Source organism: Pseudomonas sp. p1(2021b), assembly GCF_020151015.1.
Taxonomy (GTDB): domain Bacteria; phylum Pseudomonadota; class Gammaproteobacteria; order Pseudomonadales; family Pseudomonadaceae; genus Aquipseudomonas; species Aquipseudomonas putida_K.
Genome location: NZ_CP083746.1, coordinates 4,138,474 through 4,164,450, shown reverse-complemented (window position 1 = coordinate 4,164,450; position 25,977 = coordinate 4,138,474). Strand labels below are relative to the sequence as shown.

21 protein-coding genes are annotated in these 25,977 nt (G+C 64.3%); 12 read left to right on the top strand and 9 right to left on the bottom strand.

The window, feature by feature from the left end; all coding sequences use genetic code 11:
* Window positions 1-113: 113 nt before the first annotated feature.
* The 3 genes from K8374_RS19385 to K8374_RS19375 form a co-directional block, all read right to left on the bottom strand.
* Window positions 114-1,706 (bottom strand): ABC transporter substrate-binding protein, encoded by a 1,593-nt coding sequence (locus tag K8374_RS19385; protein ID WP_224456823.1) that lies wholly within the window; start codon window positions 1,704-1,706, stop codon window positions 114-116.
* Window positions 1,707-1,867: 161 nt separating this feature from the next.
* The gene (locus K8374_RS19380) at window positions 1,868-3,493 is read right to left on the bottom strand and encodes an ABC transporter substrate-binding protein (protein ID WP_224456822.1); all 1,626 of its coding nucleotides are present in this window, start codon (window positions 3,491-3,493) and stop codon (window positions 1,868-1,870) included.
* 335 nt (window positions 3,494-3,828) lie between these two features.
* Window positions 3,829-4,545 (bottom strand): SIMPL domain-containing protein, encoded by a 717-nt coding sequence (locus K8374_RS19375; RefSeq protein ID WP_224456821.1) that lies wholly within the window; start codon window positions 4,543-4,545, stop codon window positions 3,829-3,831.
* A gap of 201 nt (window positions 4,546-4,746) precedes the next feature.
* Here K8374_RS19375 and K8374_RS19370 point away from each other — a divergent pair, with 201 nt between their 5' ends.
* The 4 genes from K8374_RS19370 to K8374_RS19355 all read left to right on the top strand — a co-directional run bounded on the left by K8374_RS19370 (window position 4,747) and on the right by K8374_RS19355 (window position 9,143).
* Window positions 4,747-6,006 (top strand): ATP-binding protein, encoded by a 1,260-nt coding sequence (locus K8374_RS19370; protein WP_224456820.1) that lies wholly within the window; start codon window positions 4,747-4,749, stop codon window positions 6,004-6,006.
* Window positions 6,003-6,563: a response regulator transcription factor gene (locus K8374_RS19365; RefSeq protein WP_084854559.1), complete on the top strand. Its 561-nt coding sequence runs from the start codon at window positions 6,003-6,005 to the stop codon at window positions 6,561-6,563. Before K8374_RS19370 ends, K8374_RS19365 begins: the two co-directional genes overlap by 4 nt.
* A gap of 220 nt (window positions 6,564-6,783) precedes the next feature.
* Window positions 6,784-7,725, top strand: coding sequence for an AEC family transporter (locus K8374_RS19360; protein WP_224456819.1), 942 nt, complete (start codon window positions 6,784-6,786; stop codon window positions 7,723-7,725).
* Window positions 7,726-7,781: 56 nt separating this feature from the next.
* Entirely contained in the window at window positions 7,782-9,143 is a 1,362-nt protein-coding gene (locus K8374_RS19355) for an amino acid permease (RefSeq protein ID WP_224456818.1), read from the top strand.
* 81 nt (window positions 9,144-9,224) lie between these two features.
* On the opposite strand, the gene K8374_RS19350 is transcribed toward K8374_RS19355, so the two are convergent.
* The 5 genes from K8374_RS19350 to gatC all read right to left on the bottom strand — a co-directional run bounded on the left by K8374_RS19350 (window position 9,225) and on the right by gatC (window position 14,062).
* Window positions 9,225-10,268 (bottom strand): calcium/sodium antiporter, encoded by a 1,044-nt coding sequence (locus K8374_RS19350; RefSeq protein ID WP_224459366.1) that lies wholly within the window; start codon window positions 10,266-10,268, stop codon window positions 9,225-9,227.
* 61 nt (window positions 10,269-10,329) lie between these two features.
* Window positions 10,330-10,716, bottom strand: coding sequence for a septal ring lytic transglycosylase RlpA family protein (locus K8374_RS19345; protein WP_411969657.1), 387 nt, complete (start codon window positions 10,714-10,716; stop codon window positions 10,330-10,332).
* A gap of 134 nt (window positions 10,717-10,850) precedes the next feature.
* Window positions 10,851-12,296 (bottom strand): Asp-tRNA(Asn)/Glu-tRNA(Gln) amidotransferase subunit GatB, encoded by a 1,446-nt coding sequence (gene gatB, locus K8374_RS19340; RefSeq protein WP_084854555.1) that lies wholly within the window; start codon window positions 12,294-12,296, stop codon window positions 10,851-10,853.
* A gap of 11 nt (window positions 12,297-12,307) precedes the next feature.
* Window positions 12,308-13,759, bottom strand: a complete 1,452-nt coding sequence (gene gatA, locus K8374_RS19335; RefSeq protein WP_224456816.1) for an Asp-tRNA(Asn)/Glu-tRNA(Gln) amidotransferase subunit GatA — start codon at window positions 13,757-13,759, stop codon at window positions 12,308-12,310.
* A 15-nt stretch (window positions 13,760-13,774) separates the two neighbouring features.
* Entirely contained in the window at window positions 13,775-14,062 is a 288-nt protein-coding gene (gatC, locus tag K8374_RS19330) for an Asp-tRNA(Asn)/Glu-tRNA(Gln) amidotransferase subunit GatC (protein WP_084854553.1), read from the bottom strand.
* Between the two features lie 201 nt (window positions 14,063-14,263).
* Here gatC and mreB point away from each other — a divergent pair, with 201 nt between their 5' ends.
* The 8 genes from mreB to tldD all read left to right on the top strand — a co-directional run bounded on the left by mreB (window position 14,264) and on the right by tldD (window position 25,382).
* On the top strand, window positions 14,264-15,301 hold the full coding sequence (mreB, locus tag K8374_RS19325) for a rod shape-determining protein MreB (protein WP_003255163.1): 1,038 nt from the start codon (window positions 14,264-14,266) through the stop codon (window positions 15,299-15,301).
* Window positions 15,302-15,513: 212 nt separating this feature from the next.
* Window positions 15,514-16,569 carry a rod shape-determining protein MreC gene (gene mreC, locus K8374_RS19320; protein WP_263498542.1) on the top strand — a complete coding sequence of 352 codons (1,056 nt, stop codon included), beginning with the start codon at window positions 15,514-15,516 and terminating at the stop codon, window positions 16,567-16,569.
* Complete coding sequence (gene mreD, locus K8374_RS19315; protein ID WP_084854551.1) at window positions 16,569-17,057, top strand: rod shape-determining protein MreD; 489 nt, start codon at window positions 16,569-16,571, stop codon at window positions 17,055-17,057. The genes mreC and mreD overlap by 1 nt, the downstream gene beginning before the upstream one ends.
* Window positions 17,058-17,088: 31 nt before the next feature.
* Window positions 17,089-17,688 (top strand): Maf family protein, encoded by a 600-nt coding sequence (locus K8374_RS19310; RefSeq protein WP_224456815.1) that lies wholly within the window; start codon window positions 17,089-17,091, stop codon window positions 17,686-17,688.
* Between the two features lie 54 nt (window positions 17,689-17,742).
* Window positions 17,743-19,200 carry a ribonuclease G gene (rng, locus tag K8374_RS19305; RefSeq protein WP_084854549.1) on the top strand — a complete coding sequence of 486 codons (1,458 nt, stop codon included), beginning with the start codon at window positions 17,743-17,745 and terminating at the stop codon, window positions 19,198-19,200.
* An 82-nt stretch (window positions 19,201-19,282) separates the two neighbouring features.
* The gene (locus tag K8374_RS19300; RefSeq protein WP_224456814.1) at window positions 19,283-23,092 is read left to right on the top strand and encodes a YhdP family protein; all 3,810 of its coding nucleotides are present in this window, start codon (window positions 19,283-19,285) and stop codon (window positions 23,090-23,092) included.
* The gene (locus tag K8374_RS19295; protein WP_224456813.1) at window positions 23,089-23,940 is read left to right on the top strand and encodes a carbon-nitrogen hydrolase family protein; all 852 of its coding nucleotides are present in this window, start codon (window positions 23,089-23,091) and stop codon (window positions 23,938-23,940) included. Before K8374_RS19300 ends, K8374_RS19295 begins: the two co-directional genes overlap by 4 nt.
* A gap of 2 nt (window positions 23,941-23,942) precedes the next feature.
* A complete protein-coding gene (tldD, locus tag K8374_RS19290; protein ID WP_084854546.1) occupies window positions 23,943-25,382 on the top strand; it encodes a metalloprotease TldD in 1,440 nt (479 codons plus the stop codon).
* Window positions 25,383-25,425: 43 nt separating this feature from the next.
* Here the strand turns inward: tldD and yjgA are convergent, their stop codons facing one another.
* Entirely contained in the window at window positions 25,426-25,947 is a 522-nt protein-coding gene (gene yjgA, locus K8374_RS19285) for a ribosome biogenesis factor YjgA (protein WP_084854545.1), read from the bottom strand.
* Between the last annotated feature and the right edge of the window lie 30 nt (window positions 25,948-25,977).

Here is a 25,977-nt window from a genome sequence, read left to right as displayed (position 1 = left end):
AACAGGCTGCTGGCGCAGACCGTGTAGGAGCGGGCTTGCCCCGCGATCGAGGGCGAAGCCCTCGCCAGGCCGACGCTTTGATGGGTTCGGCCGGTTCGCGGGTCGCGGTCCGGTCAGTCGACACTCACACCGGAAAAGTCATTGCGCCCGAAGGGGCTGACCTTGAAGTCGTTGACCTTGGCGCTGATCGGCTGGTTGACCGTGGAGTGGGCCACCGGAGTGATCGGTACCTGTTGCTTGAGACGTTGCTGGGCTTGCTGGTAGAGCTGGGTGCGCTGCTCGCGGTCGGTGACCTGCTTGGCTTTCTTGACCAGCGTGTCGTACTGCGGGTCGCACCAGAAGGAATAGTTGTTGCTGCCAATGGCATCGCAGCTGTACAGGGTGCCCAGCCAGTTGTCCGGGTCACCGTTGTCGCCGGTCCAGCCGATCAGGGCGATGTCGTGCTCGCCGTTCTTCATGCGCTTGAGGTATTCGCCCCATTCGTAGCTGACGATGCGCACCTTGAAGCCGAGCTTGCTCCAGTCGGCCTGGAGCATTTCGGCCATCAGCTTGGCATTGGGGTTGTAGGGGCGCTGCACGGGCATGGCCCACAGGGTGAGCTCGGTGCCTTCCTGGACCCCGGCCTGCTTGAGCAGCTGCTTGGCTTTTTCCGGGTCGTACTTGGCGTCCTTGATGCTGGTGTCGTAGGACCATTGGGTCGGCGGCATGGCATTGACTGCCGTTTGGCCGGCCTCCTGGTACACCGCCTGGATGATCGCCTGCTTGTTCACCGCCATGTCCATGGCCTGGCGCACCTCAAGCCGGTCGAAGGGCGGATGCTGGGTGTTGTAGGCGATGTAGCCGAGGTTGAAACCAGGCTTTTGCAACACCTGCAGCTTGTCGTCGGCCTTGACCGACGGCAGGTCCGCCGGGCGCGGATGCAGGGTGACCTGGCATTCGTTGCGGCGCAGCTTCTGGATGCGCACCGACGGGTCGATGTTGATGGAGAACACCAGGTTGTCGAGCTTCACGTCCTCCGGCGCCCAGTAGTCCTTGTTGCCCTTGTAGCGGATCTGCGAGTCCTTCTGGTAGCGCTGGAACACGAACGGGCCGGTGCCGATCGGCTTCTGGTTGATGTCGCTGGGGCGGCCCTGGGCCAGCAGGTGGTCGGCGTATTCGGCGGAAAGGATGGAGGCGAAGCTCATGGCCAGGTTCTGGATGAACGCGGCATCGACGCTGTTGAGGGTGAATACCACAGTCAGCGGGTCGGTCTTCTCGACCTTGGCGATGTTCTTGTCCAGGCCCATGCTGATGAAGTAGGGAAACTCGGTCGGGTAGGCCGTGCGGAACGGGTGGTGCTTGTCGAGCATGCGGTTGAAGGTGAACAACACATCATCGGCGTTGAAGTCGCGGCTTGGGGTGAAGGTCTTGTTGCCGTGGAACTTCACCCCTTCGCGCAGGTGGAAGGTGTAGCGCAGGCCGTCTTCGGAGACCTCCCAGCGGGTCGCCAGGGCGGGCTGGACAGCGGTGCCGCCGCGTTCGAACTCGACCAGGCGGTTGTAGATCGGTTCGGCGGCATCGTTGTCGGTGGCGCTGGTGTACTGGGCGGTGTCGAAGCCGGCGGGGCTGCCTTCGGAGCAGAACACCAGGTTCTTGGCGAGCAGGGCAGGGGCTTGGGTCATCAGGCCGAGGCCGAGCAGGGTGCTGAGGAGTGTGGCGTGGCGCATGGCGAGTCCTTTTTCCGTCTGTTTTCGCCGCAATGGGTTGAATCGCGGCAACAGGGGTCCTGTCCCGATGCGGGTGGCATCAGGAGGGCGCGGGTTGCAGATTGCGTTCGTGGCGCTGGGTATCGCCGCAGGCCGTCAGGCCTGCGGCGCAGGAGCTGGCGCTATTTCTCCACGCTCACGCCGTAGAATGAGTTCAGGCCGAAGGGGCTGATCTTGAAGTCCTTCACCTTGGCGCTCATCGGCTGGTACACGGTGGAGTGCGCGATAGGCGTGATCGGCACTTGTTCCTTGAGGATGTGCTGTGCCTGCTTGTACAGCTCGGTGCGCTTGGCCTGGTCGGGGGTGGCCTTGGCTTGCTTGATCAGGTCGTCGTAGGGCTTGTAGCACCATTTGGAGAAGTTGTTGCCGTCCATGGCATCGCAGCCATAGAGGGTGCCCAGCCAGTTGTCCGGGTCGCCGTTGTCACCGCTCCAGCCGATCAGCATGGCGCCTTGCTCGCCACCTTTGGAGCGCTTGATGTACTCACCCCACTCGTAGCTGACGATCTTGGCCTTGATGCCGACCTTGGCCCAGTCGGACTGGAGCATTTCGGCCATCAGCTTGGCGTTGGGGTTGTAGGGGCGCTGCACCGGCATGGCCCACAGAGTGATCTCGGTGCCTTCCTTGATGCCGGCTTCCTTGAGCAGCTGCTTGGCCTTTTCCGGGTCGTACTGGGCGTCCTTGATGGTGGTGTCGTAGGACCACTGGGTCGGTGGCATGGCATTGACCGCCAGCTGGCCTGCGCCCTGGTACACCGACTCGATGATCTGCTGCTTGTTCACCGCCATGTCCAGGGCCTGGCGCACCTTCAGCTGGGCCAGGGGGTTGGGCTCGTTGCTGCCCTTGACCTTGTCCATCACGTTGTAGGCGATGTAGCCGAGGTTGAAGCCGGCCTGTTCAGGCATCTGCAGCTTCGGGTCCTTCTTCAGCGGCTCGATGTCCGCCGGGCGTGGGAAGAGGGTGACCTGGCACTCGTTCTTCTTGAGCTTTTGCATGCGCACCGAGGCGTCGGTGCTGATGGCGAAGATCAGGTTGTCGATCTTCACGTCGTCGGGGTTCCAGTAGTCCTTGTTGCCCTTGAAGCGGATCTGGGCGTCTTTCTGGTACTTGCTGAACACGAACGGGCCGGTGCCGATCGGCTTCTGGTTAATGTCGGCGGCCTTGCCCTGCTTGAGCAACTGATCGGCGTATTCGGCGGACTGGATCGAGGCGAAGCTCATGGCCAGGTTCTGGATGAACGCGGCGTCGACCTGGTTGAGGCTGAACTTGACGGTGTGATCGTCGATTTTCTCCACCTTGGCGATGTTCTTGTCCATGCCCATGTCGGTGAAGTAGGGGAATTCGGTGGGGTAGGCCTTACGGAAGGGGTGGTTCTTGTCGAGCATGCGGTTGAAGGTGAACAGCACGTCGTCGGCGTTGAATTCGCGGGTCGGCTTGAAGAAGTCGGTGCTGTGGAACTTGACCCCTTCCCGTAGGTGGAAGGTGTAGGTCTTGCCATCCTCGGAAACGTCCCATTTGGTGGCCAGGCCCGGGATGACGGCGGTACCGCCGCGTTCGAACTGGGTCAGGCGGTTGAAGACGGTCTCAGCCGAGGCATCGAAGTCGGTTCCGGTGGTGTATTGGCCGGGGTCGAAGCCGGCAGGGCTGCCTTCGGAGCAGAACACCAGGTTGGTGGCTGCGAGTGCGGAAGGTGCGCCGGCGAGCAAGCCTGCGCCGACCAGAAACGGAATGACTGCGTGTTTTAGCATGGTGACCTCATTGTTCTTTTTCGATTGAGGTGGCCTCGTGAGCCGACTTGCGGATACTTATGCAGGCGAGATTGCCAATGCAACAGGCAGAAGGATAGTTGGCGTCAAAATAGTGGGACCAACGTACATGGATGTCGCATCCATGTAACTTTGCCGCAAGTTGTACGTTTGCGATGGTTTTTTGCCAGCAATTTGCCGTTTATTTGTTGATCTGCAAGTCAATAGGAAAGTGCTTTAAACGCTGTGGGAAAGGTCTTTTGGAACTGACAGTTCCAACAATGTGGGCAAACAGAGAAGCGACAAGCGTTGCACCTGTCGCTTCGCCCATAGGCCGATCAGGGCATCTGTACTTCGATCAGGCCATCGGCATTCATGCTGACTTCGCTGGTGCCGGCCTCGATGTCCGGCGCCGGGGCTGCTTCGTCGGCCGCCATGGCTTTCATGGCCATCGGCGCGCTACGCAGGTACGGGCGTGGGTAACCGCTGCTGTTGAGGTTCAGGCTGACCACTTTGTAGCCTTTGCCGCCCAATGCCTCGGTGGCCAGCTGGGCGCGGGCCTTGAAGGCATCGACGGCGTCCTTGAGCAAGGCGTCTTCACTGGCCTTGCGGGTGGCCGGGGCGATGGAGAAGTCCATGCCGCCCATCTTCAGGTCCTGCAGCAGTTCGCCGGTGAGCTTGGACAGGGCAGGGAAGTCGGCGCTTTCCAGGCGCAGCTCCGCGCGCTCGCGCCAGCCGGTGATCTTCTGGCCCTTGCTGTCATACACCGGGTAGCTGTTGCGGCTGCCCTGGCTGATCTTCACGTCCTTGACCTGGCGCGCCTGCTGCACGGCCTTGTTCATGGTTTCGGTGATTTCCTTGGCCAGCTTGCCGGGGTCGCTGTTCTGGGCTTCGCTGTAGAGGGTCACGACCATCAGGTCGCGTGCCACTTCCTTGCTGACTTCGGCGCGCAGCGATACCTGGTTGTAGCGGGGCGCTTCGGCTGCCAGCGCCGGCAGGCTGGCCAACAGGCCACAGGACAGGATCAGCGCAGTGCTGCGACGAGGTAGTTGCATGGTTGACTCCTTGGCAAAAAGAAAGCGTGGGGGCGATGTCCTTGCCACGCATGGCCCATCAGACCGGCAACAGTGTAGTGGGTTCCTAAGTGCCATCATGAACCTGTGACAAAGTGTGGCGCTTTGCCGCATTGCTGCTGTGCGGTGCCTGGCTTCGGTATACTCCAGGCGATTGTCCTGGAGCACTCATCAGGAGAGCTCATGCTCGCTGCCGTTCACCCGCTGTCCGCTACCCGCCAGAACCTCTGGCGCCTGACCTTCATCCGCATTCTGGTCCTGGCCGCCCAGGCCGGCTCCGTAGGCGTGGCCTACTGGACCGAGCTGCTGCCGTTGCCCTGGCTGTCGCTGGCGGCGACGCTGGCGCTTTCGTCGCTGCTGTGCGCGTTCACGGCCTTGCGCCTGCGCCTGTCGTTGCCGGTCACCGAGCTGGAGTATGCCTTCCAGCTGGCCTGCGACCTGCTGATCCACAGCGCCTTGCTGTATTACTCGGGGGGCTCGACCAACCCCTTCGTTTCCTATTACCTGGTGCCGCTGGCGATTGCCGCGGTGACCTTGCCATGGATCTACTCGCTGGTGCTGTCGGGCATCGCGCTGGTGGCCTACAGCCTGCTGCTGGTGCAGTTCTATCCGCTCGAGACCCTGCCCATGGCGCGGGACAAGATGCAGGTCTACGGCATGTGGCTGAGCATCGCCCTGGCCGCCGGGGTAATCACCTTCTTCGCCGCGCGCATGGCCGAGGAGCTGCGCCGTCAGGAGAAGCTGCGTGCCGACCGGCGCGAAGAGAGCCTGCGCGACGAACAACTATTGGCGGTGGCCACCCAGGCCGCAGGCGCCGCCCACGAGCTGGGTACGCCGCTGGCGACCATGAGCGTGCTGCTCAACGAGATGCGCCAGGACCATACCGACCCGCAATTGCAGGAAGACCTGGAGGTGCTCCAGGACCAGGTCAAGCTGTGCAAGGAGACCTTGCAGCAGCTGGTGCGCGCGGCCGAAGCCAACCGCCGGATGAGCGTGGTGGAGCAGGAGGTGAGCGCCTGGTTGGACGAGGCGCTCAACCGCTGGCACCTGATGCGCCCGGAGACCACGTACCGCTTCCAGCGGCTGCGCGATGGCGCGGTACCGCGACTGACCCCCCCACCGGACCTGACCCAGGCACTGTTGAACCTGCTGAACAATGCCGCCGATGCCTGCCCTGACGACCTGGAAGTACAGCTGGACTGGGACGAGCAGGACATCATCATCAGCATTCGTGACCACGGGCCAGGCATTCCCGTGGCGATCGCCGAGGCGATCGGCAAACCCTTCTTTACCACCAAGGGCAAAGGCTTCGGCCTGGGCCTGTTCCTGAGCAAGGCCAGCGTGACCCGTGCTGGCGGCTCGGTGAAACTCTATAGTCATGAACAGGGCGGCACCCTCACCGAGCTGCGCCTGCCCCATGGCAAGCGAGGAGATGAACGATGAGCGAAGAAAACCTGGTCGAAGGCGAAGAGCTGCCGCACCTGTTGCTGGTGGACGACGATGCCACCTTCACCCGTGTCATGGCGCGGGCCATGAGCCGTCGCGGCTTTCGTGTGAGTACCGCTTCCAGTGCCGAGGAGGGCTTGGTGCTGGCCAAGCAGGATGTGCCTGACTACGCCACCCTGGACCTGAAGATGGATGGCGATTCGGGGCTGGTGCTGCTGCCCAAGCTGCTGGAGCTGGACCCGGAGATGCGTGTGCTGATCCTGACGGGGTATTCCAGCATCGCCACGGCGGTCGAGGCGATCAAGCGTGGGGCGTGCAACTACCTGTGCAAACCGGCGGATGCCGATGATGTGCTGGCAGCATTGTTGTCCGAGCATGCGGACTTGGATTCGCTGGTGCCGGAGAACCCGATGTCGGTGGACCGGTTGCAGTGGGAGCACATCCAGCGGGTGCTGGCCGAGCATGATGGAAATATCTCGGCTACGGCGCGTGCGCTGGGGATGCACCGGCGTACGCTGCAGCGCAAGTTGCAGAAGCGGCCTGTGCGGCGCTGATACCACTTCGACCACAGGAAGCCCGCTCCACAGGCTGCAGCGCCGAACCTGTAGGAGCGGGCTTGCCCCGCGATAGGGCCAGGGCAGCCAGCCCACCGGCCTGAGCCTGCCAGCAGCGGCCACCGTTGCCGGTGAAATTTCGCTGAACGCCTCCGTTCCCCGCAAATCCCCCCAGTTCGCGTATCATCAGCCCCCTAACGGCAACCCCTCAGGACTCGCAATGCTCGCCCTTCTCATCCAGACGCTGAACATCACGGCCCCGGTGTTCGCCATGCTGTTCCTGGGCGTGCTCCTCAAGCGTATCCGCCTGATCGACGACAACTTCATCAAGGTCGCTTCGTCGCTGGTGTTCAACATCTGCATGCCGGCGCTGCTGTTCCTCGGCATCTACCACGCTGACCTTACCACTGCCGTCAAACCCGGCGTCCTGCTCTATTTCATCATCGCTACCCTGGCGAGTTTCGCGCTGTCCTGGGGCCTGGCCATCTGGCGCAGCCCCAGACCCGACCGCGGCATCTACACCCAGGGCGCCTTTCGTGGCAACAACGGGGTGATCGGCCTGGCTCTGGCGGCCAGCCTGTACGGCGACTACGGCATCTCCCTGGGCGCGGTGCTCGCCGGCCTGGTGATCCTGTTGTACAACTCCCTGTCCAGCATCGTGCTCGCCGTCTACAGCCCGGACCTGAAATCAGACCCCTGGAGCCTGTGCAAAAGCATCTTCAGCAACCCGCTGATCATCAGCGTGCTGCTCGCCGCGCCCATGGCCTACGGCCAGGTGCCACTGCCCAACTGGTTGCTGACTTCCAGCGACTACCTTGCCCAGATGACCTTGCCACTGGCCTTGATCTGCATCGGCGGGACCTTGTCCATGGCCGCGTTGCGCGACAGTGGCAGGCTGGCCATCGATGCCAGCCTGGCCAAGATGGTCTGGCTGCCCCTGATCGGCACGTTGGGCGCCTGGCTCTGTGGGTTCCGTGGTGCCGAGCTGGGCATTCTGTTCCTCTATATCGGTAGCCCGACCGCGGCGGCCAGCTATGTGATGGCGCGGGCGGCGAACGGCAACCACGAACTGGCGGCCTCGATCATCGTGATCACCACCTTGCTCGCCGCGATCACCACCAATATCGGCATTTTCATCTTGCAGTGGGGAGGATGGATCTAGATCCTTCGCTGCACATGACACCTACAACAACACGCCTCCCGACCTGAGGACACTTCATGCAAGACCAGAGCACGCCCGAGCGGTTACAGCGCGGGTTGAAGAATCGCCATATCCAGCTCATCGCGCTGGGCGGGGCCATCGGCACCGGGCTGTTCCTGGGCATCGCCCAGACCATCCAGCTGGCCGGTCCGTCCGTGCTGCTGGGCTACGCCATTGCCGGCCTGATGGCCTTCTTGATCATGCGCCAGCTGGGCGAGATGGTGGTCGAGGAGCCGGTCGCCGGCAGCTTCAGCCACTTCGCCCACCAGTACTGGAGCGAGTTCGCAGGCTTCGTCTCTGGTTGGAACTACTGGGTGGTGTACGTGCTGGTGGGCATGGCCGAGCTGACCGCGGTAGGCATCTATGTCCAGTACTGGTGGCCGGACTTCCCCACCTGGGCCACGGCGGCGATCTTCTTCGTGGTGATCAATGCCATCAACCTGACCCAGGTGAAGGTCTACGGCGAGCTGGAGTTCTGGTTCGCCCTGGTCAAGGTGGTGGCGATCGTCAGCATGATCGGCTTCGGCGCCTGGTTGCTGGGCAGCGGCCATGGTGGGCCGGATGCCAGCGTGGCGAACTTGTGGCAGTTCGGCGGGTTCTTCCCCAACGGCGTCACCGGCCTGATCATGGCCCTGGCGGTGATCATGTTCTCCTTTGGCGGGCTGGAGCTGGTGGGCATCACCGCGGCCGAGGCGGACAACCCACGCGAGAGCATCCCCAAGGCCACCAACCAGGTGGTCTACCGCATCCTGATCTTCTACATCGGCGCGCTGGCCGTGCTGCTGTCGCTGTACCCGTGGCAGAAAGTGGTGCAGGGCGGTAGCCCGTTCGTGATGATCTTCCATGAACTGGACAGCGACTTGGTGGCGACCGTCCTCAATATCGTGGTGCTCACGGCTGCACTGTCGGTGTACAACAGCTGTGTCTATGCCAACAGCCGCATGCTGTTCGGCCTGGCCAGCCAGGGCGATGCACCACGCCAGCTGCTCAAGGTCAGCCGCCGTGGCGTACCGTTGACGGCGCTGGGCGTTTCGGCATTCGCCACTGGCCTGTGCGTGCTGATCAACTACCTGATGCCGGGCGAAGCCTTCGGCCTGCTCATGGCCCTGGCGGTGTCGGCACTGGTGATCAACTGGGCAAGCATCAGCATCACCCACCTGAAGTTCCGCAAGGCCAAGCTGGCCGTTGGGATCACCCCGTTCTACCGCAGCTTGTGGCACCCGGTGAGCAACTACCTGTGCCTGGCGTTCATCGTGCTGATCCTGGTGGTGATGTACCTGACGCCGCCGATTCGCATCTCGGTGATGTTGATCCCGTTGTGGATCGCGGTGCTGTGGGTGGCGTTCCGGATGAAGAAGGCTCGGCAGGTTCGCCGTTAGGTTGTCTGCGCCTGTGAGATCGAGCGCCGCCCGCGCGGCGCTCGATCTCGAGCACAACGACCCGCCTAAGCCCTACATCAATCAGTGCTGTCGCCGCCAGGCCCGCACTGTGGTGTACATCAATACCGCAGCCAGCACCGGCAAGACGTAGAACAACATCAGGTGTTCCAGTCGCCCGGCCAAGGGCATGCCTGTGGTGAAGGCCACCACATGTAGGCCGTAGGCCAGGTAGAGGCAGAGAAACACCAGCCCTTCGGCACGGGTGACGCGGTAGCCGGAATAGAACACCGGCAGGCTCAACACCGCGACACCCAACATCACGGGCAGGTCGAAGTCCAGGGCGTTGGGCGAAATCGACAGCGGCTCTGGCGCGACCACTGCGGTCAGGCCCAGCACGGCCAGTAGGTTGAACAGGTTGCTGCCGATCACCGTGCCCACCGCGATCTCCCGTTCACCACGCAGCGCTGCGATCAGGGCGGCGGCCAGCTCCGGCAAGGACGTGCAGACGGCAACCACGGTGAGACCGATGATGCGTTCGGAGAGCCCCAGGTCGGTGGCCACTTCTACGGCAGCTTCGAGCAGCAGATGCCCGGCGAGGCTCAGCAGGCCCAGGCCCAGCAGCACCTGCAGTATTGCGCCGCTCCAGAAGCGCCCGGCACTGGTGTGCACGGTTTCCGGGGCAGGGTAGGTACGGGCGTAATGCCGTGACTGGTGCCACAGCATGCCCAGGTAGCCCAGCAAGCCGAGGACCAGCAGCAGGCCTTCGAGCCGGCCCAGCAGGCCATTGCCGGCCAGCAGGTAGACCAGGCCGCTGGCGGCGATCATCAGTGGGATATCCAGGCGCACCAACTGCCGGGAAACACGCAGGGGAATGACCAGCGCCGCCAACCCGAGAATCACCAGCACATTGAAAATGTTGCTGCCGATCACGCTGCCCACCGCGACGTCAGGGGCGCCCTGGAAGGCCGCCTGCAGGCTCACGGTCAATTGTGGCGCGGTGCTGCCGAAGGCCACCAGGCTCAGACCGATGATCAGCGGGCGCACGTGCAGGCGCAGGGCCAGGCGAAGCGCGGCGCGCACCAGCAGCTCGGCACCGATCACCAGCAACACCAGGCCGAAGCCCAGTTGCAGGAGGCTGAAGGTGGGGAGGGTAGCCAGGTCGAAAATGGTCGGGACTCCTGTCAGGTCAGTCGCTTAGCCCTTGTACCCGGACGCGCGCCGTTCCGCTACGGATCATGCCGATTTTTTCCGCTGCGGCCCGTGACAGGTCGATCAACCGGCCGCGGGTATGCGGGCCTCGGTCGTTGATGCGTACCACGACGCTGCGTTTGTTGGCCAGGTTGGTGACCAGCACCCGGCTGCCGAAGGGCAGGCTGCGGTGGGCGGCGGTCAGGCCATGTTGGTTGAAGCGCTCGCCGCTGGCAGTGCGTTTGCCGTGATGGCGGGCGCCATAATAGGAGGCGACACCGGTCCGGTCGTAACCTCGGGAATCGATGTCGCGGGAATCGATGTCATGGCTGGCGCAACCGGCCAGCAGGGAGAAGAGCGCGAGGGCGCTGAAAGAACGGCGTATCAATTCAGGTGCTCCGTTATAAGGAAGCAGCAGGCGAGGGCATTGCCCTCGATCGCGGCACAAGGCCGCTCCTACAGGGCTTTGTAGGAGCGGCCTTGTGCCGCGATGGGCCGCCAAGCGGCCCCAATACCGCGTTACCCTTCGAGCTTGGCCTTGAGCAATTGGTTCACTTGCCCCGGGTTGGCCTTGCCTTTGGACGCCTTCATCGCCTGGCCGACGAAGAAGCCGAACATCTTGCCGCGCTTGGCCTCGTCGGCGGCGCGGTACTGTTCGACCTGTTCGGCATTGGCGGCGAGCACTTCGTCGAGCATCTTGTCGATCGCGCCGGTGTCGGTGACCTGCTTGAGGCCACGGCTTTCGATGATGCTGTCGGCATCGCCTTCACCGGCGGCCATGGCCTCGAACACGGTCTTGGCGATCTTGCCGCTGATGGTGTTGTCACGGATACGCAGCAGCATGCCGCCGAGCTGTTCGGCGCTCACCGGTGCCTGGTCGATCTCCACGCCCAGCTTGTTGAGCAGGCTGCCCAGTTCGACCATCACCCAGTTGGCGGCCAGCTTGGCGTCACCACCGATACGGGCGACTTCCTCGAAGTAGTCGGCCTGTTCACGGCTGGCGGCCAGCACGTTGGCGTCATAGGCCGACAGGCCATACTGGCTCTGGAAGCGCTCGACCTTCTGCTGCGGCAGCTCCGGCAGGCCGGCGCGGACGGTTTCGAGGAAGCTGTCCTCGATGACCACCGGCAGCAGGTCCGGGTCGGGGAAGTAACGGTAGTCGTTGGCTTCCTCCTTGCTGCGCATGGAGCGGGTCTCGTCCTTGTTCGGATCGTACAGGCGGGTTTCCTGGACCACTTTGCCGCCGTCCTCGATCAGGTCGATCTGGCGCTGGATCTCGCTGTTGATGGCGCGCTCGATGAAGCGGAAGGAGTTGACGTTCTTGATCTCGCAGCGCGTGCCGAACTCGGCCTGGCCCTTCGGCCGTACCGAGACGTTGCAGTCGCAGCGCAGCGAGCCTTCGGCCATGTTGCCGTCGCAGATACCCAGGTAGCGCACCAAGGCGTGGATCGCCTTGACGTAGGCCACCGCTTCCTTGGCACTGCGCATGTCAGGTTCGGAGACGATCTCCAGCAGCGGGGTGCCGGCGCGGTTCAGGTCGATGCCGGTGGAGCCGCTGAAGTCTTCGTGCAGGCTCTTGCCGGCGTCTTCCTCCAGGTGCGCACGGGTGATGCCGATGCGCTTGATGGTACCGTCTTCCAAGGCGATGTCCAGGTGGCCCTTGCCGACGATCGGCAGGTCCATCTGGCTGATCTGGTAGCCCTTGGGCAGGTCCGGGTAGAAGTAGTTCTTGCGCGCGAACACGTTGCGCTTGCCGATCTGGGCATCGATGGCCAGGCCGAACATGCAGGCCATGCGCACGGCTTCCTGGTTCAGCACCGGCAGGACGCCAGGCATGCCGAGGTCGACCAGGCTGGCCTGGGTGTTCGGCTCGGAGCCGAAGGTGGTGGCGCTGCCGGAGAAGATCTTCGACTGGGTGGCGAGCTGGGTATGAATCTCCAGCCCGATCACAACTTCCCATTGCATGTGTGAATTCCTCAGAAGCCGTTAGGAGCGCGGGTGTGCCAGTCGGTGACTTGCTGGTAGCGGTGCGCGACGTTGAGCAGGCGGCCTTCCTGGAAGTACGGGGCCAGCAGCTGCACGCCGACCGGCAGGCCATCGACGAAACCGGCCGGCATCGACAGGCCCGGCAGGCCCGCCAGGTTGGCGGTGATGGTGTAGACGTCCTCGAGGTAGGCGGCGACCGGGTCGCTGCTCTTGGCGCCGAGCTTCCAGGCCGGGTTCGGCGTGGTCGGGCCAAGGATCAGGTCGACGTCGTTGAAGGCGGCCATGAAGTCGTTCTTGATCAGGCGGCGGATCTGCTGCGCCTTCACGTAGTAGGCGTCGTAGTAGCCGGCCGACAGGGCGTAGGTGCCGACCATGATACGGCGCTGCACTTCGACGCCGAAGCCTTCGCCACGGGAGCGCTTGTACAGGTCGGTGAGGTCCTTGGGCTCCTCGCAGCGGTAACCGAAACGTACGCCGTCGAAGCGCGACAGGTTGGAGGAAGCTTCTGCCGGTGCGATCACGTAGTACGCGGGGATGGCGTGCTGCATGTTCGGCAGGCTGATTTCCTTGATCACCGCGCCGAGCTTCTGCAGCTCTTTGACGCTGGTCTGGACCAGGTCGGCGATGCGCGGGTCGAGGCCGGCGCCGAAGTATTCCTTCGGCAGGCCGATGCGCAGGCCTTCGAGCGGCGCGTTCAGGTTGGCGCTGTAGTCCGGCACCGGCTCGTCGATGCTGGTGGAGTCCTTGGCGTCGAACCCGGCCATGCCTTGCAGCAGCAGGGCGCAGTCTTCGGCGGTGCGGGCCATCGGGCCGCCCTGGTCGAGGCTCGAGGCATAGGCGATCATGCCCCAGCGCGAGACGCGGCCGTAGGTGGGCTTGAGGCCAGTGAGGTTGGTCAGGGCCGCCGGCTGGCGGATCGAACCGCCGGTATCGGTGCCGGTGGCCACCGGCAGCAGGCGCGCGGCGACGGCGGCGGCCGAACCGCCCGAGGAGCCGCCAGGCACGTGCTCGAGGTTCCACGGGTTCTTCACCGCGCCATAGTGGCTGGACTCGTTGGCCGAGCCCATGGCGAACTCGTCCATGTTGGTTTTGCCCAGGGTGACCATGCCGGCTTCGGCCAGCTTGGCGACCACGGTGGCGTCATAGGGTGCCTTGAAGTTGTCGAGCATCTTCGAGCCGCAGCTGGTGCGGATGCCGCTGGTGCAGAACAGGTCCTTGTGGGCGATCGGCGCACCGAGCAGGGCACCGGCTTCGCCGTTGGCGCGGCGGGCGTCGGCGGCGCGGGCCTGTTGCAGGGCTTGTTCCTCGGTGATGCTGATGAAGCTGTTGATCTGTGGGTCGAGCTGCTTGATACGCGCCAGCAGGGCGCCGGTCAGCTCTTCGGAAGAAAACGACTTGTCGGCGAGTCCGCGGGCGATCTCGGCCAGGGTCAATTGATGCATGGCAGGCTCTTTCCCTTACTCGATGACTTTCGGAACCAGGTACAGGCCGTTTTCGGTCGCCGGGGCGATGGCCTGGTAGCGGTCGCGCTGGTTGCTTTCGGTGACCTGGTCGGGGCGCAGGCGCTGGCTGGCCTCCAGGGGGTGGGCCAGGGGCTCGATGCCGCTGGTGTCGACGGCTTGCATCTGGTCGACCAGCCCGAGAATACTGTTCAAGGCATCGGTAATGCGTGGCAGTTCGCCTTCATTCAGGCCCAGGCGGGCCAGATGGGCGATCTTTTCCACGTCGCAGCGTTGAAGCGCCATGGGGATCTCCAGGAGAAACGGAACGGATGGGGTCCGAAGTGAGGAACATGCCAGCATTTTGATGGTCATACGACGACGATCATCGGCTGGCGTGCTCGGAAAAACTGCCAATTTAACATATTGGCTCCTTGCCCAAAATCCCTGCCATTGTTAGAGTTTGCCGCACTTTTTTACCCACGCTTTGCCTAGGGTCACTTTCCCATGTTCAAGAAACTGCGTGGCATGTTTTCCAGCGATCTGTCCATCGACCTGGGTACTGCCAACACCCTTATTTACGTGCGTGAGCGCGGTATCGTCCTGAATGAACCCTCGGTTGTTGCCATTCGTACCCACGGCAACCAGAAAAGCGTCGTCGCGGTCGGCACCGAGGCCAAGCGCATGCTGGGCCGTACGCCTGGCAACATCGCTGCCATTCGTCCGATGAAGGACGGCGTGATCGCCGATTTCAGCGTTTGTGAAAAAATGCTGCAGTACTTCATCAACAAGGTTCACGAGAACAGCTTCCTGCAGCCCAGCCCGCGCGTGCTGATCTGTGTGCCGTGCAAGTCGACCCAGGTGGAGCGTCGCGCCATTCGCGAATCCGCCCTGGGCGCCGGCGCCCGCGAGGTGTTCCTGATCGAAGAGCCGATGGCCGCTGCCATCGGTGCCGGCCTGCCGGTCGAAGAGGCTCGTGGTTCGATGGTCGTGGACATCGGTGGTGGTACCACCGAAATCGCCCTGATCTCCCTCAATGGCGTGGTCTATGCCGAATCCGTACGGGTGGGTGGCGACCGCTTCGACGAAGCCATCGTCACCTACGTGCGCCGCAACTACGGCAGCCTGATCGGCGAATCCACCGCCGAGCGCATCAAGCAGGAAATCGGCACCGCCTACCCAGGCGGCGAAGTGCGCGAAGTCGATGTCCGTGGTCGCAACCTGGCCGAAGGCGTACCGCGTGCCTTCACCCTGAATTCCAACGAAGTGCTCGAAGCGCTGCAGGAGTCCCTGGCGACCATCGTCCAGGCGGTCAAGAGCGCCCTGGAGCAGTCGCCGCCGGAGCTGGCGTCGGACATCGCCGAACGTGGCCTGGTGCTGACCGGTGGTGGTGCGCTGTTGCGCGACCTGGACAAACTGCTGGCCCAGGAAACCGGCCTGCCGGTGATCGTCGCCGAAGATCCCCTGACCTGCGTCGCCCGTGGTGGTGGCCGTGCGCTGGAAATGATGGACAAACACGCCATGGACCTGCTCTCCAGCGAGTGATCCTGCGCCATCCATGCCTGCATGGATGGTGTTCGCCCCGGTTTACAGGTAGCGCACACAGTGCTACCTGTATGCGCTGGGCTGGCGTCCGTCCGGGCGCCGTTTCCGTCAACCCGCAAGCAGGCCGGTGCATTGCTTCATGTCCAATGACCTCCTGAATCGTCGTCCACGAGGAACGGCCCATTAAACCGCTTTTCTCCAAGGGCCCTTCGCTGGGCGTTCGTCTCCTGGTACTGGTGGTGCTGTCGGTCGCGCTGATGGTGGTCGACTCGCGTTTCGCCGTGCTCAAGCCCGTGCGCAGCCAGATGGGGCTGGTGCTGATGGAGTCCTATTGGATCACCGACCTGCCGCAGCGCCTGTGGCAGGGTGTGGCCAGCCAGTTCGGCAGCCGTACCGAGCTGATCGCGGAAAACGAGAAACTCAAGACCGAAGCCCTGCTGCTGCAGGGGCGCCTGCAGAAGCTGGCGGCCCTGACCGAGCAGAACGTGCGGCTGCGCGAGCTGCTCAATTCCTCGGCGCTGGTCAACGAGAAGGTCGAAGTGGCCGAACTCATCGGCGTCGACCCCAACCCGTTCACCCACCGCATCCTGATCAACAAGGGCGAGCGCGACGGCGTGTTCCTCGGCCAGCCGGTGCTCGACGCCCGGGGCCTGATGGGGCAGGTGGTGGAGCTGATGCCTTACACCGCCCGGGTGTTGCTGCTGACCGACACCACCCACAGCATCCCGGTGCAGGTCAACCGTAACGGCCTGCGCGCCATCGCCAGCGGCACCGGCAACCCGGAGCGCCTGGAGCTGCGCCATGTGGCGGATACCGCCGACATCAAGGAAGGTGACCTGCTGGTCAGCTCCGGTATGGGCCAGCGTTTCCCGGCGGGTTACCCAGTGGCCACGGTCAACGAAGTGATCCACGACTCCGGCCAGCCGTTCGCCATCGTCCGTGCCATTCCCACGGCCGCGCTCAACCGCAGCCGCTACATGCTGCTGGTGTTCAGCGACCGGCGTACGCCAGAGGAGCGGGCCACGGACGCTGCACTCGCCCAGGAAGAGGCCGACCGCAAGGGCGCACCGGAACAAGGCCAGGCCACCGGTGGAAACGGGCAGACCGCGCCCGCGCCGGCGCCCGCTGCACCTGGCGCTGCACCGGCAACGCCTGTACCTGCGGCGCCTGCTGCCGCACCTGCTCCCACCGCGCCCGTGGCGCCTGCGGCGGCACCTGCCAGCCCGGCATCGGCCCCTGCGGCCCCGAACCCACCCCGGAGAGAATGATGGCGCGTTCCCGCAGCAAGAACGGCTGGGCCATCTGGCTGACCTTCGCGATCGGCCTGTTGCTCAGCGTCTCGCCGATGCCCCAGTTCATGGAAGTGTTCCGCCCTATGTGGCTGGCGATGCTGGTATCCTTCTGGACCCTCGCGGTGCCCAACAAGGTCGGCATGACCACCGCTTTCGTCCTGGGTCTGGCCGAAGACGTCCTGTACGGCACGCTACTTGGGCAAAACGCCCTGGTACTGACCTTGATCACCTTCCTGGTGCTGTCCCTGCAACAGCGCCTGCGCATGTATCCGATGTGGCAGCAGAGCCTGGTGATCCTGGTGATCTTCGGTATCGCCCAGTTGATCCAGCTGTGGCTTAGCGCCCTGACCGGCAACCGCCTGCCAACGCTGGCGCTGGTCTGGTCGGCAGTGATCAGTGCCTTGCTCTGGCCCTGGATCAGTTTCGCCCTGCGCGACCTGCGCCGACGCTTGCATATCAACTGACGGCACCGCCGACTGACAGGGAGATGTCGACATGAAGCCGCTGTACCTGGCCTCCGCCTCGCCACGTCGCCGTGAGCTGCTTACCCAGATCGGCGTACCGTTCACCATCATCAAGGCCGACATCGACGAAACCCCGCTGCCCGACGAGGGTGTCTCGGCCTACGCGGTGCGCCTGGCCCGGGCCAAGGCCGCAGCGGGTTTTGCCCAGTTGGACGGCCCGGGCGTGGTGCTCGGGGCGGACACGATCGTTTCCCACGCGTGCCAGATCCTTGGCAAGCCCCGTGATCGCGAGCATGCCTTGGCCATGCTGGCCAAACTGTCCAATGACCACCATCAGGTCATCACCGCCGTGGCCGTGACCGACGGCCAGCGTTGCCTGGATGTCTGCGTCGGGACCCATGTGTATTTCCGCGCGATCAGCCCTGAAGAGGCCGAGCGCTACTGGGCCACCGGCGAGCCACAGGACAAGGCCGGAGGCTATGCCATCCAGGGCCTGGGCGCGGTGTTCGTCAGGGAACTGATGGGCAGCTATTCGACCGTCGTCGGCCTGCCCCTGTTCGAGACCGCCCAGTTGTTGGAGCAGTTCTCCATCCCGTGCTGGCAGCAACATGAGGTTCCAGCTTCGCGCTAGCCAGCGACCTGACGGCGATCCATCATTACCCAAGACCTTTTACGAGAGCCTGCCATGAGTGAAGAGATCCTGATCAACATCACCCCGATGGAATCACGCGTGGCAGTGGTGGAGAACGGCGTGTTGCAGGAGGTGCATGTCGAGCGCACCCAGCGCCGGGGCATCGTTGGCAATATCTACAAAGGCAAGGTGGTGCGCGTGCTGCCAGGCATGCAGGCGGCTTTCGTCGATATCGGCCTGGAGCGTGCTGCGTTCATCCATGCATCGGAGATCTCCCAGCGCGAAGGCTCGGCGGTGGAAAACATCACCGCGCTGGTCCACGAAGGCCAGGCCCTGGTGGTGCAGGTCACGAAAGACCCGATCGGCACCAAGGGCGCTCGCCTGACTACCCAGCTGTCGATCCCGTCGCGCTACCTGGTCTACATGCCACGCAGCAGCCATGTGGGTATTTCCCTGAAGATCGAGGACGAGGCCGAGCGCGAGCGGCTCAAGCAGGTGGTCAGCGATTGTGTCGAAAAGGAAGACATCAAGGACGCCGGCGGCTTCATCCTGCGCACCGCTGCCGAAGGCGCCCGTGCCGACGATATCCTGCAGGACATCCGCTACCTGCGCAGGCTGTGGGAGCAGATCGGCAGCCAGATCAAGACCTGCGGTGCCCCCTTGGTGATCTACGAAGACCTGGGGCTGGCCCTGCGCACGTTGCGCGACCTGGTCAACCCCAAGATCGAGAAGATCCGCATCGACTCGCGGGAAACCTTCCAGAAGACCACGCAGTTCGTCGCCGAACTCATGCCGGAAATCGCCGACCGTCTCGAGCACTACCCAGGCGAGCGGCCGATCTTCGACCTGTATGGCGTCGAGGACGAGATCCAGCGTGCCCTGGAGCGCAAGGTGCCGCTCAAGTCCGGTGGCTACCTGGTGGTCGACCCGGCCGAGGCGATGACCACCATCGACGTCAATACCGGCGCCTTCGTCGGCCACCGCAACCTCGAGGAAACCATCTTCAAGACCAACCTCGAGGCCGCCACCGCCATCGCCCGGCAACTGCGCCTGCGCAACATCGGCGGCATCATCATCATCGACTTCATCGACATGGAGGATGAGGATCACCAGCGCCAGGTCCTGCGTACCCTCGAGAAGCAGCTCGAGCGTGACCATGCCAAGACCAACATCATCGGCATCACCGAGCTTGGGTTGGTGCAGATGACTCGCAAGCGTACCCGCGAGAGCCTCGAGCAGGTGCTGTGCGAGCCGTGCATCGCCTGCCAGGGGCGCGGCAAGCTGAAGACCCCTGAAACCGTGTGCTACGAAATCTTCCGTGAAATCCTCCGCGAGGCCCGGGCCTACCAGGCCGAGGGCTATCGGGTGCTGGCCAACCAGAAGGTGGTCGACCGCCTGCTGGATGAAGAGTCCGGCAACGTGGCCGAACTCGAGGCATTCATCGGCCGAACCATTCGCTTCCAGGTCGAGTCCATGTATTCCCAGGAACAATACGATGTGGTGCTGCTCTGACGCGTTCTGAAACCCTTCTGCGTTCGGCGGCACTGGTAAAACCACGGCACCGAGCCATAGTTAAGGCACGACTTGGAGGGCCATGGCCATGGGACGTCTGACCCACGTTCTAGGCGCCTTGACCCGCTGGGGGCTGGGAGTCTGCGCCCTGCTGGCGGTGCTGGTGGCGCTGTATGTCAGCCTCGGTCGGGAACTGGTGCCGCTGGTGGCCGAGTACCGTGCCGATGTCCAGAGCAAGGCCGAGCAGGCGCTGGGCCTGCCGGTGCACGTGGGAGCCCTGGAGGGGCGCTGGAGCGGCCTGGCGCCTGTGTTGCACGTGCGTGACCTGCAGGTGGGCGAAGGGGCTGCGGCGTTGCGCCTGGATGAAGTCAAGGTGGTCCCCGACCTGTGGGCCAGCCTCAAGGCTCGCGAACTGCGCCTGGCGCGTATCCAGCTCGGCGGGCTGCAACTTATCCTGCGCGAGGACGAGCAGGGCGCCTGGGCGCTCGAAGGCTTGCCGCGCCAGGACGATGCTCCGTTGAACCCCGCGCAGGTCCTGCAGCGCCTGCAGCAGCTGGGCAGGGTCGATGTCTTCGACAGCCAGGTCACCCTTCATCCCTGGCAGCGCGATCCGCTTACCCTTACCTATGTCAGCCTTGGCCTCGAAGCCGGCCCGTCGCGCCAGGCCCTGGACCTGCGTGGCACCTTGCCCGACGGCCAACCCCTGGCGGTCAATCTGCGCAGCCGTGCCACTGCCAAGGCCTGGCGCGATGGCCAGGTGCAGGCCTACCTGAGCCTGCCGCAAAGCGACTGGGCCCGCTGGCTGCCTCCGCGCTTGCTTGGGCAATGGCAGGCCGAGACACTGCGGGCCGGCGGTGAATTCTGGGTCGACTGGCGCAACGGCCAGCTGCAGCGCGCTGTGGTACGTCTCAACGCGCCGCAGTTGCGCGGGGCCTACACCGGGCGCAAGGCGGTCACCGTGGATAACCTGGCGGTGTCGGCGTGGTTCCAGCGGGGCGAGAATGGGGTCGAGGGTGTGGTCGATTCGCTCGCCATGAGCCTGGGCGACACCCGCTGGGAGACCCATCTGCAGGTCAGGCAGGACCCGACCCAGGACCGCTGGCAGGTACAGGCCGACCGCCTGGACCTGACTCCGTTGACGCCCCTGGTCGATGCGCTGGCGCCGCTGCCGGACAAACTCATGGCCGTGGTCGATGGGCTCAAGGTCACCGGCTCGCTGCGCAACCTGCGCCTGGATATCCGCCCCAAGGCCGAAGGCGACCAGCGCCTGGCGTTCGCTGCCAACCTGGAGAAGGTCGGCTTCGATGCCTACCACAACGCCCCGGCGGCCGGAAACGTCAACGGCAGCATCAGCGGCGATCTTGGCCAAGGTGAGCTGCGCCTGGATACCGACGCCTTCATGCTGCACCTGTACCCGATCTTCGCCAAACCTTGGCACTACCAGAAAGCCAACGCACGGCTTACCTGGCGTCTGGACAAGGAAGGCTTCACCCTCGTTGCGCCTTATATCAAGGTGCTCGGCGAGGAAGGCAAGATCGCCGCCGACTTCCTCATCCGTCTGCTGTTCGAGGAGGGTCGTGAGGACTACATGGATCTACGGGTGGGCCTGACCGAGGGCGATGGCCGCTATACCGCCAAGTACCTGCCCGAGGTGCTCAGCCCTGCGCTGGATGAATGGCTGCGCAGTGCCATCGTCAAGGGCGCCGTGGACGAGGGCTATTTCCAGTACCAGGGCTCGCTGAACCATGGGGTTGCCCCTGAGGCCCGCAGCATCAGCCTGTTCTTCAAAGTCCATGACGCCGCCCTGGACTTCCAGCCTGGCTGGCCCCAGGTGCAGCAGGTCGACGGTGATGTCTACATCGAGGACAGCGGCGTGCGCATCAAGGCCCGGCGCGGGCTGTTGCTCGATACCCAGGTACGCGATGTCAGCGTCGACATTCCCCACGTCGACGAGGGCCAGCACAGCCACCTGTACCTGAACGGCGATTTCGACGGGCGTCTGGGCGACGGTTTGAAGATCCTGCAGCAAGCGCCCATCGGCACGGGCGAGATCTTCGCCGGCTGGGAAGGCGAGGGGCCGCTCAAGGGCAAGGTCAAGCTCGACATTCCCCTGGCCCGTGGCGAGCGGCCCAAGGTCGTGGTCGATTTCGCCACGGCCGACGCGCGCCTGAAGGTGGCGCCGCCGACCCTGGATCTGAGCCGGCTCAAGGGTGATTTCAGCTTCGACCTGGATAAAGGCCTGAGCGGCAAGGGCATCGCCTTCCAGGCATTCGGCAAACCCGTCACGGCGCAGATCTTCGCCGAAGGCCAGCCCGGGCAGATCCAGACCCGCATCGATGCCAAGGGAACCGTGGCCCTGAAGGCGCTGACCGATTGGTTGAAGTTCGATCAACCCCTGCCGGCTGCGGGCGAGCTGCCCTACCAGTTGCAGGTGAGCCTGGGAGGCCGCGACAACCGCTTGACCGTGAACTCCTCGCTCAAGGGGCTGGCCATCGACCTGCCTGCGCCTTTCACCAAGGCTGCGCAGGATACCCTGGACAGCCGCTTCAGCATGACCCTGCAAGGGCCCGAGCGACGCCTGGAGGCCAGCTACGGCGACCTTGCGCACCTGGCCTATGCCGCGCCCGTCGAGAACCTGGCCCAGGGGCGAGGCGAGTTGCTGCTGGGCAGCGGTCGCGCACAGGTTCCGGCAGGCCAGGGCGTGCGGGTTCGTGGGCGCCTGGAAGCCTTGGACCTGGCGCCCTGGCAAGCACAGATGGAGCGCTTGGCAGGCCAGGACCCAGGCGGTAACGCCAGGCAGCGTCTGCAGGGCGTGGACCTGAGCATCGGCCGGCTCAAGGCGTTCGACATGGACTTGAACCAGGCTGTCGTGCGCCTGGTGCGTGGGGCGGGTACCTGGGACCTGCGCCTGGACAGCCGCGAAGTCATCGGTAATGCGCGCATCCCCGATGCCAAGGCCGCGCCCATGGTCGTCAGGTTGCAGACCCTGCGCCTACCCCCCGGTGAACCTACCGGCCAGCAACCCGAAGATGCACCGGACCCCTTGGGCAATTTCGACCCACGCAAGGTGCCAGCCCTGGATCTGACCGTCGACAAGCTGTACCGCGGTGATGACCTGTTCGGCAGTTTCGCGGTCAAGCTGCGGCCTACCCCGCGCGGCATGAAATTCGATGATGTCGATCTGGATCTCAAGGGCCTGCGCATCGATGGCAGCGGTGGCTGGGAAAGGGAGCCGGGGAGCACGGGCAGTTGGTACAAAGGCCGCCTGGAAGGCAAGAATCTCGCCGATGTGCTCAAGGCCTGGGGCTTTGCGCCCACCGCCACCAGCCGCGACTTCCGCCTGGACGTGGATGGCCGCTGGCCAGGTTCGCCGGCCTGGGTCGGGCTCAAGCGCTTTTCCGGCAGCCTCGATGCCGCCTTGCGTTCCGGCCAGTTCGTCGAGGTGGAGGGCGGGGCCCAGGCACTGCGGGTGTTCGGCCTGCTCAATTTCAACTCCATCGGCCGCCGCCTGCGCCTGGACTTCTCCGACCTGTTCGACAAAGGCCTGGCCTACGACCGGGTCAAAGGCCTGCTGGTCGCCAGCGAAGGGGTCTACGTGACCCGCGAGCCGATCACCATCACCGGGCCATCGAGCAATTTCGAGCTCGATGGCACCCTCGACCTGGTCCGCGACCGCGTCGATGCCAACCTGCAGGTCAGCCTGCCGGTCACCAACAACCTGCCGCTGGCTGCCCTGATCGTCGGTGCGCCGGCCGTCGGCGGTGCGTTGTTCCTGGTTGATCGTCTGATCGGTGATCGGGTGTCGCGTTTCGCCAGCGTGCACTACCGCGTCGAGGGGCCCTGGAAAGAGCCTAGAATCACCTTTGTGAAACCTTTCGAGAAACGCCAATGAAGTCTGCGGTCATCCAGATGGTCAGCCAGGACGATGTACTGGCCAACCTGCAACGCGCCAGGGCCCTGCTGGAGCAGGCTGCCAGTGGCGGTGCCCGGCTGGCGGTATTGCCCGAGAACTTCGCCGCCATGGGGCGGCGCGATGCAGCGGCGATCGGTCGTGCCGAAGCCCTTGGTCAGGGGCCGATCCTGCCCTGGTTGAAACGTGCCGCCCGCGACCTCAGGTTATGGATTGTCGCCGGCACCTTGCCCCTGCCGCCGGTCGCTCAGCCTGACGCGAAGGCCCATGCCTGTTCGCTGCTGATCGACGAGCACGGTGAAGTGGCGGCGCGCTACGACAAGCTGCACCTGTTCGACGTGGACGTGGCCGACAACCGGGGCCGCTACCGCGAGTCCGATGACTACGCCCATGGTGCCCAGGTGGTGGTAGCCGATACCCCGGTGGGGCGCCTCGGGCTTTCGGTGTGCTACGACTTGCGGTTCCCCGAGCTGTACAGCGCACTGCGCGCCGCCGGGGCCGAACTGATCAGCGCACCATCGGCTTTCACAGCGGTGACGGGGGCCGCGCATTGGGAGGTGCTCATTCGTGCGCGTGCCATCGAGACCCAGTGCTACGTGCTCGCCGCCGCCCAGGGCGGTACCCACCCGGGGCCACGGGAAACCCATGGCCATGCGGCGATCGTCGACCCTTGGGGGCGGATCGTCGCCGAACAGGCGCGCGGCGAAGCAGTATTGCTGGCCGAGCGCGACAGCATTGAACAGGCGTCCATCAGGGCGCGAATGCCGGTTGCCCAGCACCGGCGCTTTTTCTCGCAGGACGCCTTGCGGCCTGCGCACACCTCGGAGTGACTATGAGCCAGATGTTATCCACCGTCAGCGAACAGCTCCTGGCCCCGGGCGGACTGACCCTGGACAGCCTGCAGGCTGTGCTGGGCGAGTTGGCAGGCCCAGGCATCGATGCCGCCGACCTGTATTTCCAGGGCCAGATCTCGGAAACCTGGGCGCTGGAGGACGGCATCGTCAAGGAGGGTAGCTTCAACCTCGACCAGGGCGTGGGCGTGCGTGCCCAGTCCGGTGAGAAGACCGGTTTCGCCTACAGCAACGCGATCAACCTCGAGGCCCTGACCTCGGCGGCCCGTGCCGCCCGTTCGATTTCCCGCGCCGGCCAGGAAGGCCGTGTACAGGCCTTCCGCAGCCAGCAGGTGACCGCGCTGTACGCCCAGGACAACCCACTGGACGTGCTCAGCCGTGCCGAGAAGGTCGAGCTGCTCAAGCGTGTGGACGCCGCGACCCGTGCCCTGGACCCCCGTATCCAGCAGGTTACCGTGAGCATGGCCGGGGTCTGGGAGCGCATCCTGGTGGCTGCGGTCGATGGCAGCCTGGCGGCTGACGTGCGGCCGTTGGTGCGCTTCAATGTCAGCGTGATCGTCGAGCAGAACGGCCGCCGCGAACGTGGCGGGCAGGGCGGTGGCGGGCGCACCGACTACCGCTACTTCACCGAGGAGCGCGTCATGGGCTACGCCCGCGAGGCTCTGCGCCAGGCGTTGGTCAACCTCGAGGCCAAGCCGGCACCGGCCGGTACCTTGCCAGTGGTGTTGGGCCCAGGCTGGTCCGGCGTGCTGTTGCACGAAGCTGTGGGCCACGGCCTGGAAGGCGATTTCAACCGCAAGGGCAGTTCGGCCTACAGCGGGCGTATCGGTGAACAGGTGGCGTCCAAGCTGTGCACCATCGTCGACGATGGCACCCTGGAGGGCCGCCGCGGTTCCCTGAGCGTCGATGACGAGGGCACCCCGACCGAATGCACCACCCTGATCGAGAACGGCATCCTCAAAGGCTACATGCAGGACAAGCTCAATGCGCGGCTCATGGGCATGGCGGTCACCGGTAACGGTCGTCGTGAGTCCTATGCGCACCTGCCGATGCCGCGCATGACCAACACCTATATGCGCGCGGGCGAGAGCGACCCGCAGGAAATCATCGCCTCGGTGAAAAAGGGCATCTATTGCGCGAACCTTGGCGGTGGCCAGGTGGATATCACCAGCGGCAAGTTCGTGTTCTCCACCAGCGAGGCGTATTTGATCGAAGACGGCAAGATCACCGCGCCGGTCAAGGGCGCCACCCTGATCGGCAATGGTCCGGAGGCGATGAGTCGGGTGTCGATGGTCGGTAACGACCTGGCCCTGGACAGCGGCGTGGGAACGTGCGGGAAGGATGGACAATCGGTGCCGGTGGGCGTTGGCCAGCCGACCCTGAAGCTCGATGCGATCACCGTGGGTGGTACCGGCGCGTGATGCCAACGGGGGCCGAGGCAGGAGCGGGCCCCCTTGGCAGGGCTCAGCGCAACCCGCGCTGCAGCTCGTCGAGGTCACGGATGTATTTGAAGACCTTGCGCGCGGCGGCGGGTGGCTTGTTCCGTGCCTTCTCGTGCTGGGCATGGCGGATCAGCGAACGCAGGTGCTGGCGATCGGTGTCGGGGTACTCGTTGACGAAACGTTCGAGGTCGTCGTCGTTGCCATCGATCAGGCGATCGCGCCAACGTTCCAGGTTATGGAAGCGCTCGTTGTACTGGCGGGTCGAGCTGTCCATCTGCTCGAGCACGGCGTGGATCGCGTCGATGTCCTGTACACGCATCAGCTTGCCGACGAACGACATGTGGCGTTTGCGGGCGCCATGAGCCGTGTGCTTGGAGGCCTCGGCCAGCGCCTTGCGCAGTTCGTCGGTCAAGGGCAGGCGCGCCAGGGTTTCGGCCTTGAGCGTGGTGAGGCGCTCGCCGAGTTCGACCAGCGCATGCAGCTCGCGCTTGATCTGGGTTTTGCTTTTTTCGCCGTCGAAGGCGTCGTCGTAAGAATCAACCATGGTGGCAGTCCGCTGGAAATCGCCGCCATG

Bases quoted from the DNA above. Each gene is read 5' to 3' on its own strand.
- K8374_RS19370 (WP_224456820.1), top strand. From the start codon at position 4,747: ATGCTCGCTGCCGTTCACCCGCTGTCCGCTACCCGCCAGAACCTCTGG.
- mreB (WP_003255163.1), top strand. From the start codon at position 14,264: ATGTTCAAGAAACTGCGTGGCATGTTTTCCAGCGATCTGTCCATCGAC.
- mreD (WP_084854551.1), top strand. From the start codon at position 16,569: ATGGCGCGTTCCCGCAGCAAGAACGGCTGGGCCATCTGGCTGACCTTC.
- K8374_RS19375 (WP_224456821.1), bottom strand. From the start codon at position 4,545: ATGCAACTACCTCGTCGCAGCACTGCGCTGATCCTGTCCTGTGGCCTG.
- yjgA (WP_084854545.1), bottom strand. From the start codon at position 25,947: ATGGTTGATTCTTACGACGACGCCTTCGACGGCGAAAAAAGCAAAACC.
- tldD (WP_084854546.1), top strand. From the start codon at position 23,943: ATGAGCCAGATGTTATCCACCGTCAGCGAACAGCTCCTGGCCCCGGGC.
- K8374_RS19380 (WP_224456822.1), bottom strand. From the start codon at position 3,493: ATGCTAAAACACGCAGTCATTCCGTTTCTGGTCGGCGCAGGCTTGCTC.
- gatC (WP_084854553.1), bottom strand. From the start codon at position 14,062: ATGGCGCTTCAACGCTGCGACGTGGAAAAGATCGCCCATCTGGCCCGC.
- K8374_RS19355 (WP_224456818.1), top strand. From the start codon at position 7,782: ATGCAAGACCAGAGCACGCCCGAGCGGTTACAGCGCGGGTTGAAGAAT.
- rng (WP_084854549.1), top strand. From the start codon at position 17,743: ATGAGTGAAGAGATCCTGATCAACATCACCCCGATGGAATCACGCGTG.
- K8374_RS19365 (WP_084854559.1), top strand. From the start codon at position 6,003: ATGAGCGAAGAAAACCTGGTCGAAGGCGAAGAGCTGCCGCACCTGTTG.
- gatA (WP_224456816.1), bottom strand. From the start codon at position 13,759: ATGCATCAATTGACCCTGGCCGAGATCGCCCGCGGACTCGCCGACAAG.
- K8374_RS19310 (WP_224456815.1), top strand. From the start codon at position 17,089: ATGAAGCCGCTGTACCTGGCCTCCGCCTCGCCACGTCGCCGTGAGCTG.
- K8374_RS19360 (WP_224456819.1), top strand. From the start codon at position 6,784: ATGCTCGCCCTTCTCATCCAGACGCTGAACATCACGGCCCCGGTGTTC.
- gatB (WP_084854555.1), bottom strand. From the start codon at position 12,296: ATGCAATGGGAAGTTGTGATCGGGCTGGAGATTCATACCCAGCTCGCC.
- K8374_RS19300 (WP_224456814.1), top strand. From the start codon at position 19,283: ATGGCCATGGGACGTCTGACCCACGTTCTAGGCGCCTTGACCCGCTGG.
- K8374_RS19295 (WP_224456813.1), top strand. From the start codon at position 23,089: ATGAAGTCTGCGGTCATCCAGATGGTCAGCCAGGACGATGTACTGGCC.
- K8374_RS19385 (WP_224456823.1), bottom strand. From the start codon at position 1,706: ATGCGCCACGCCACACTCCTCAGCACCCTGCTCGGCCTCGGCCTGATG.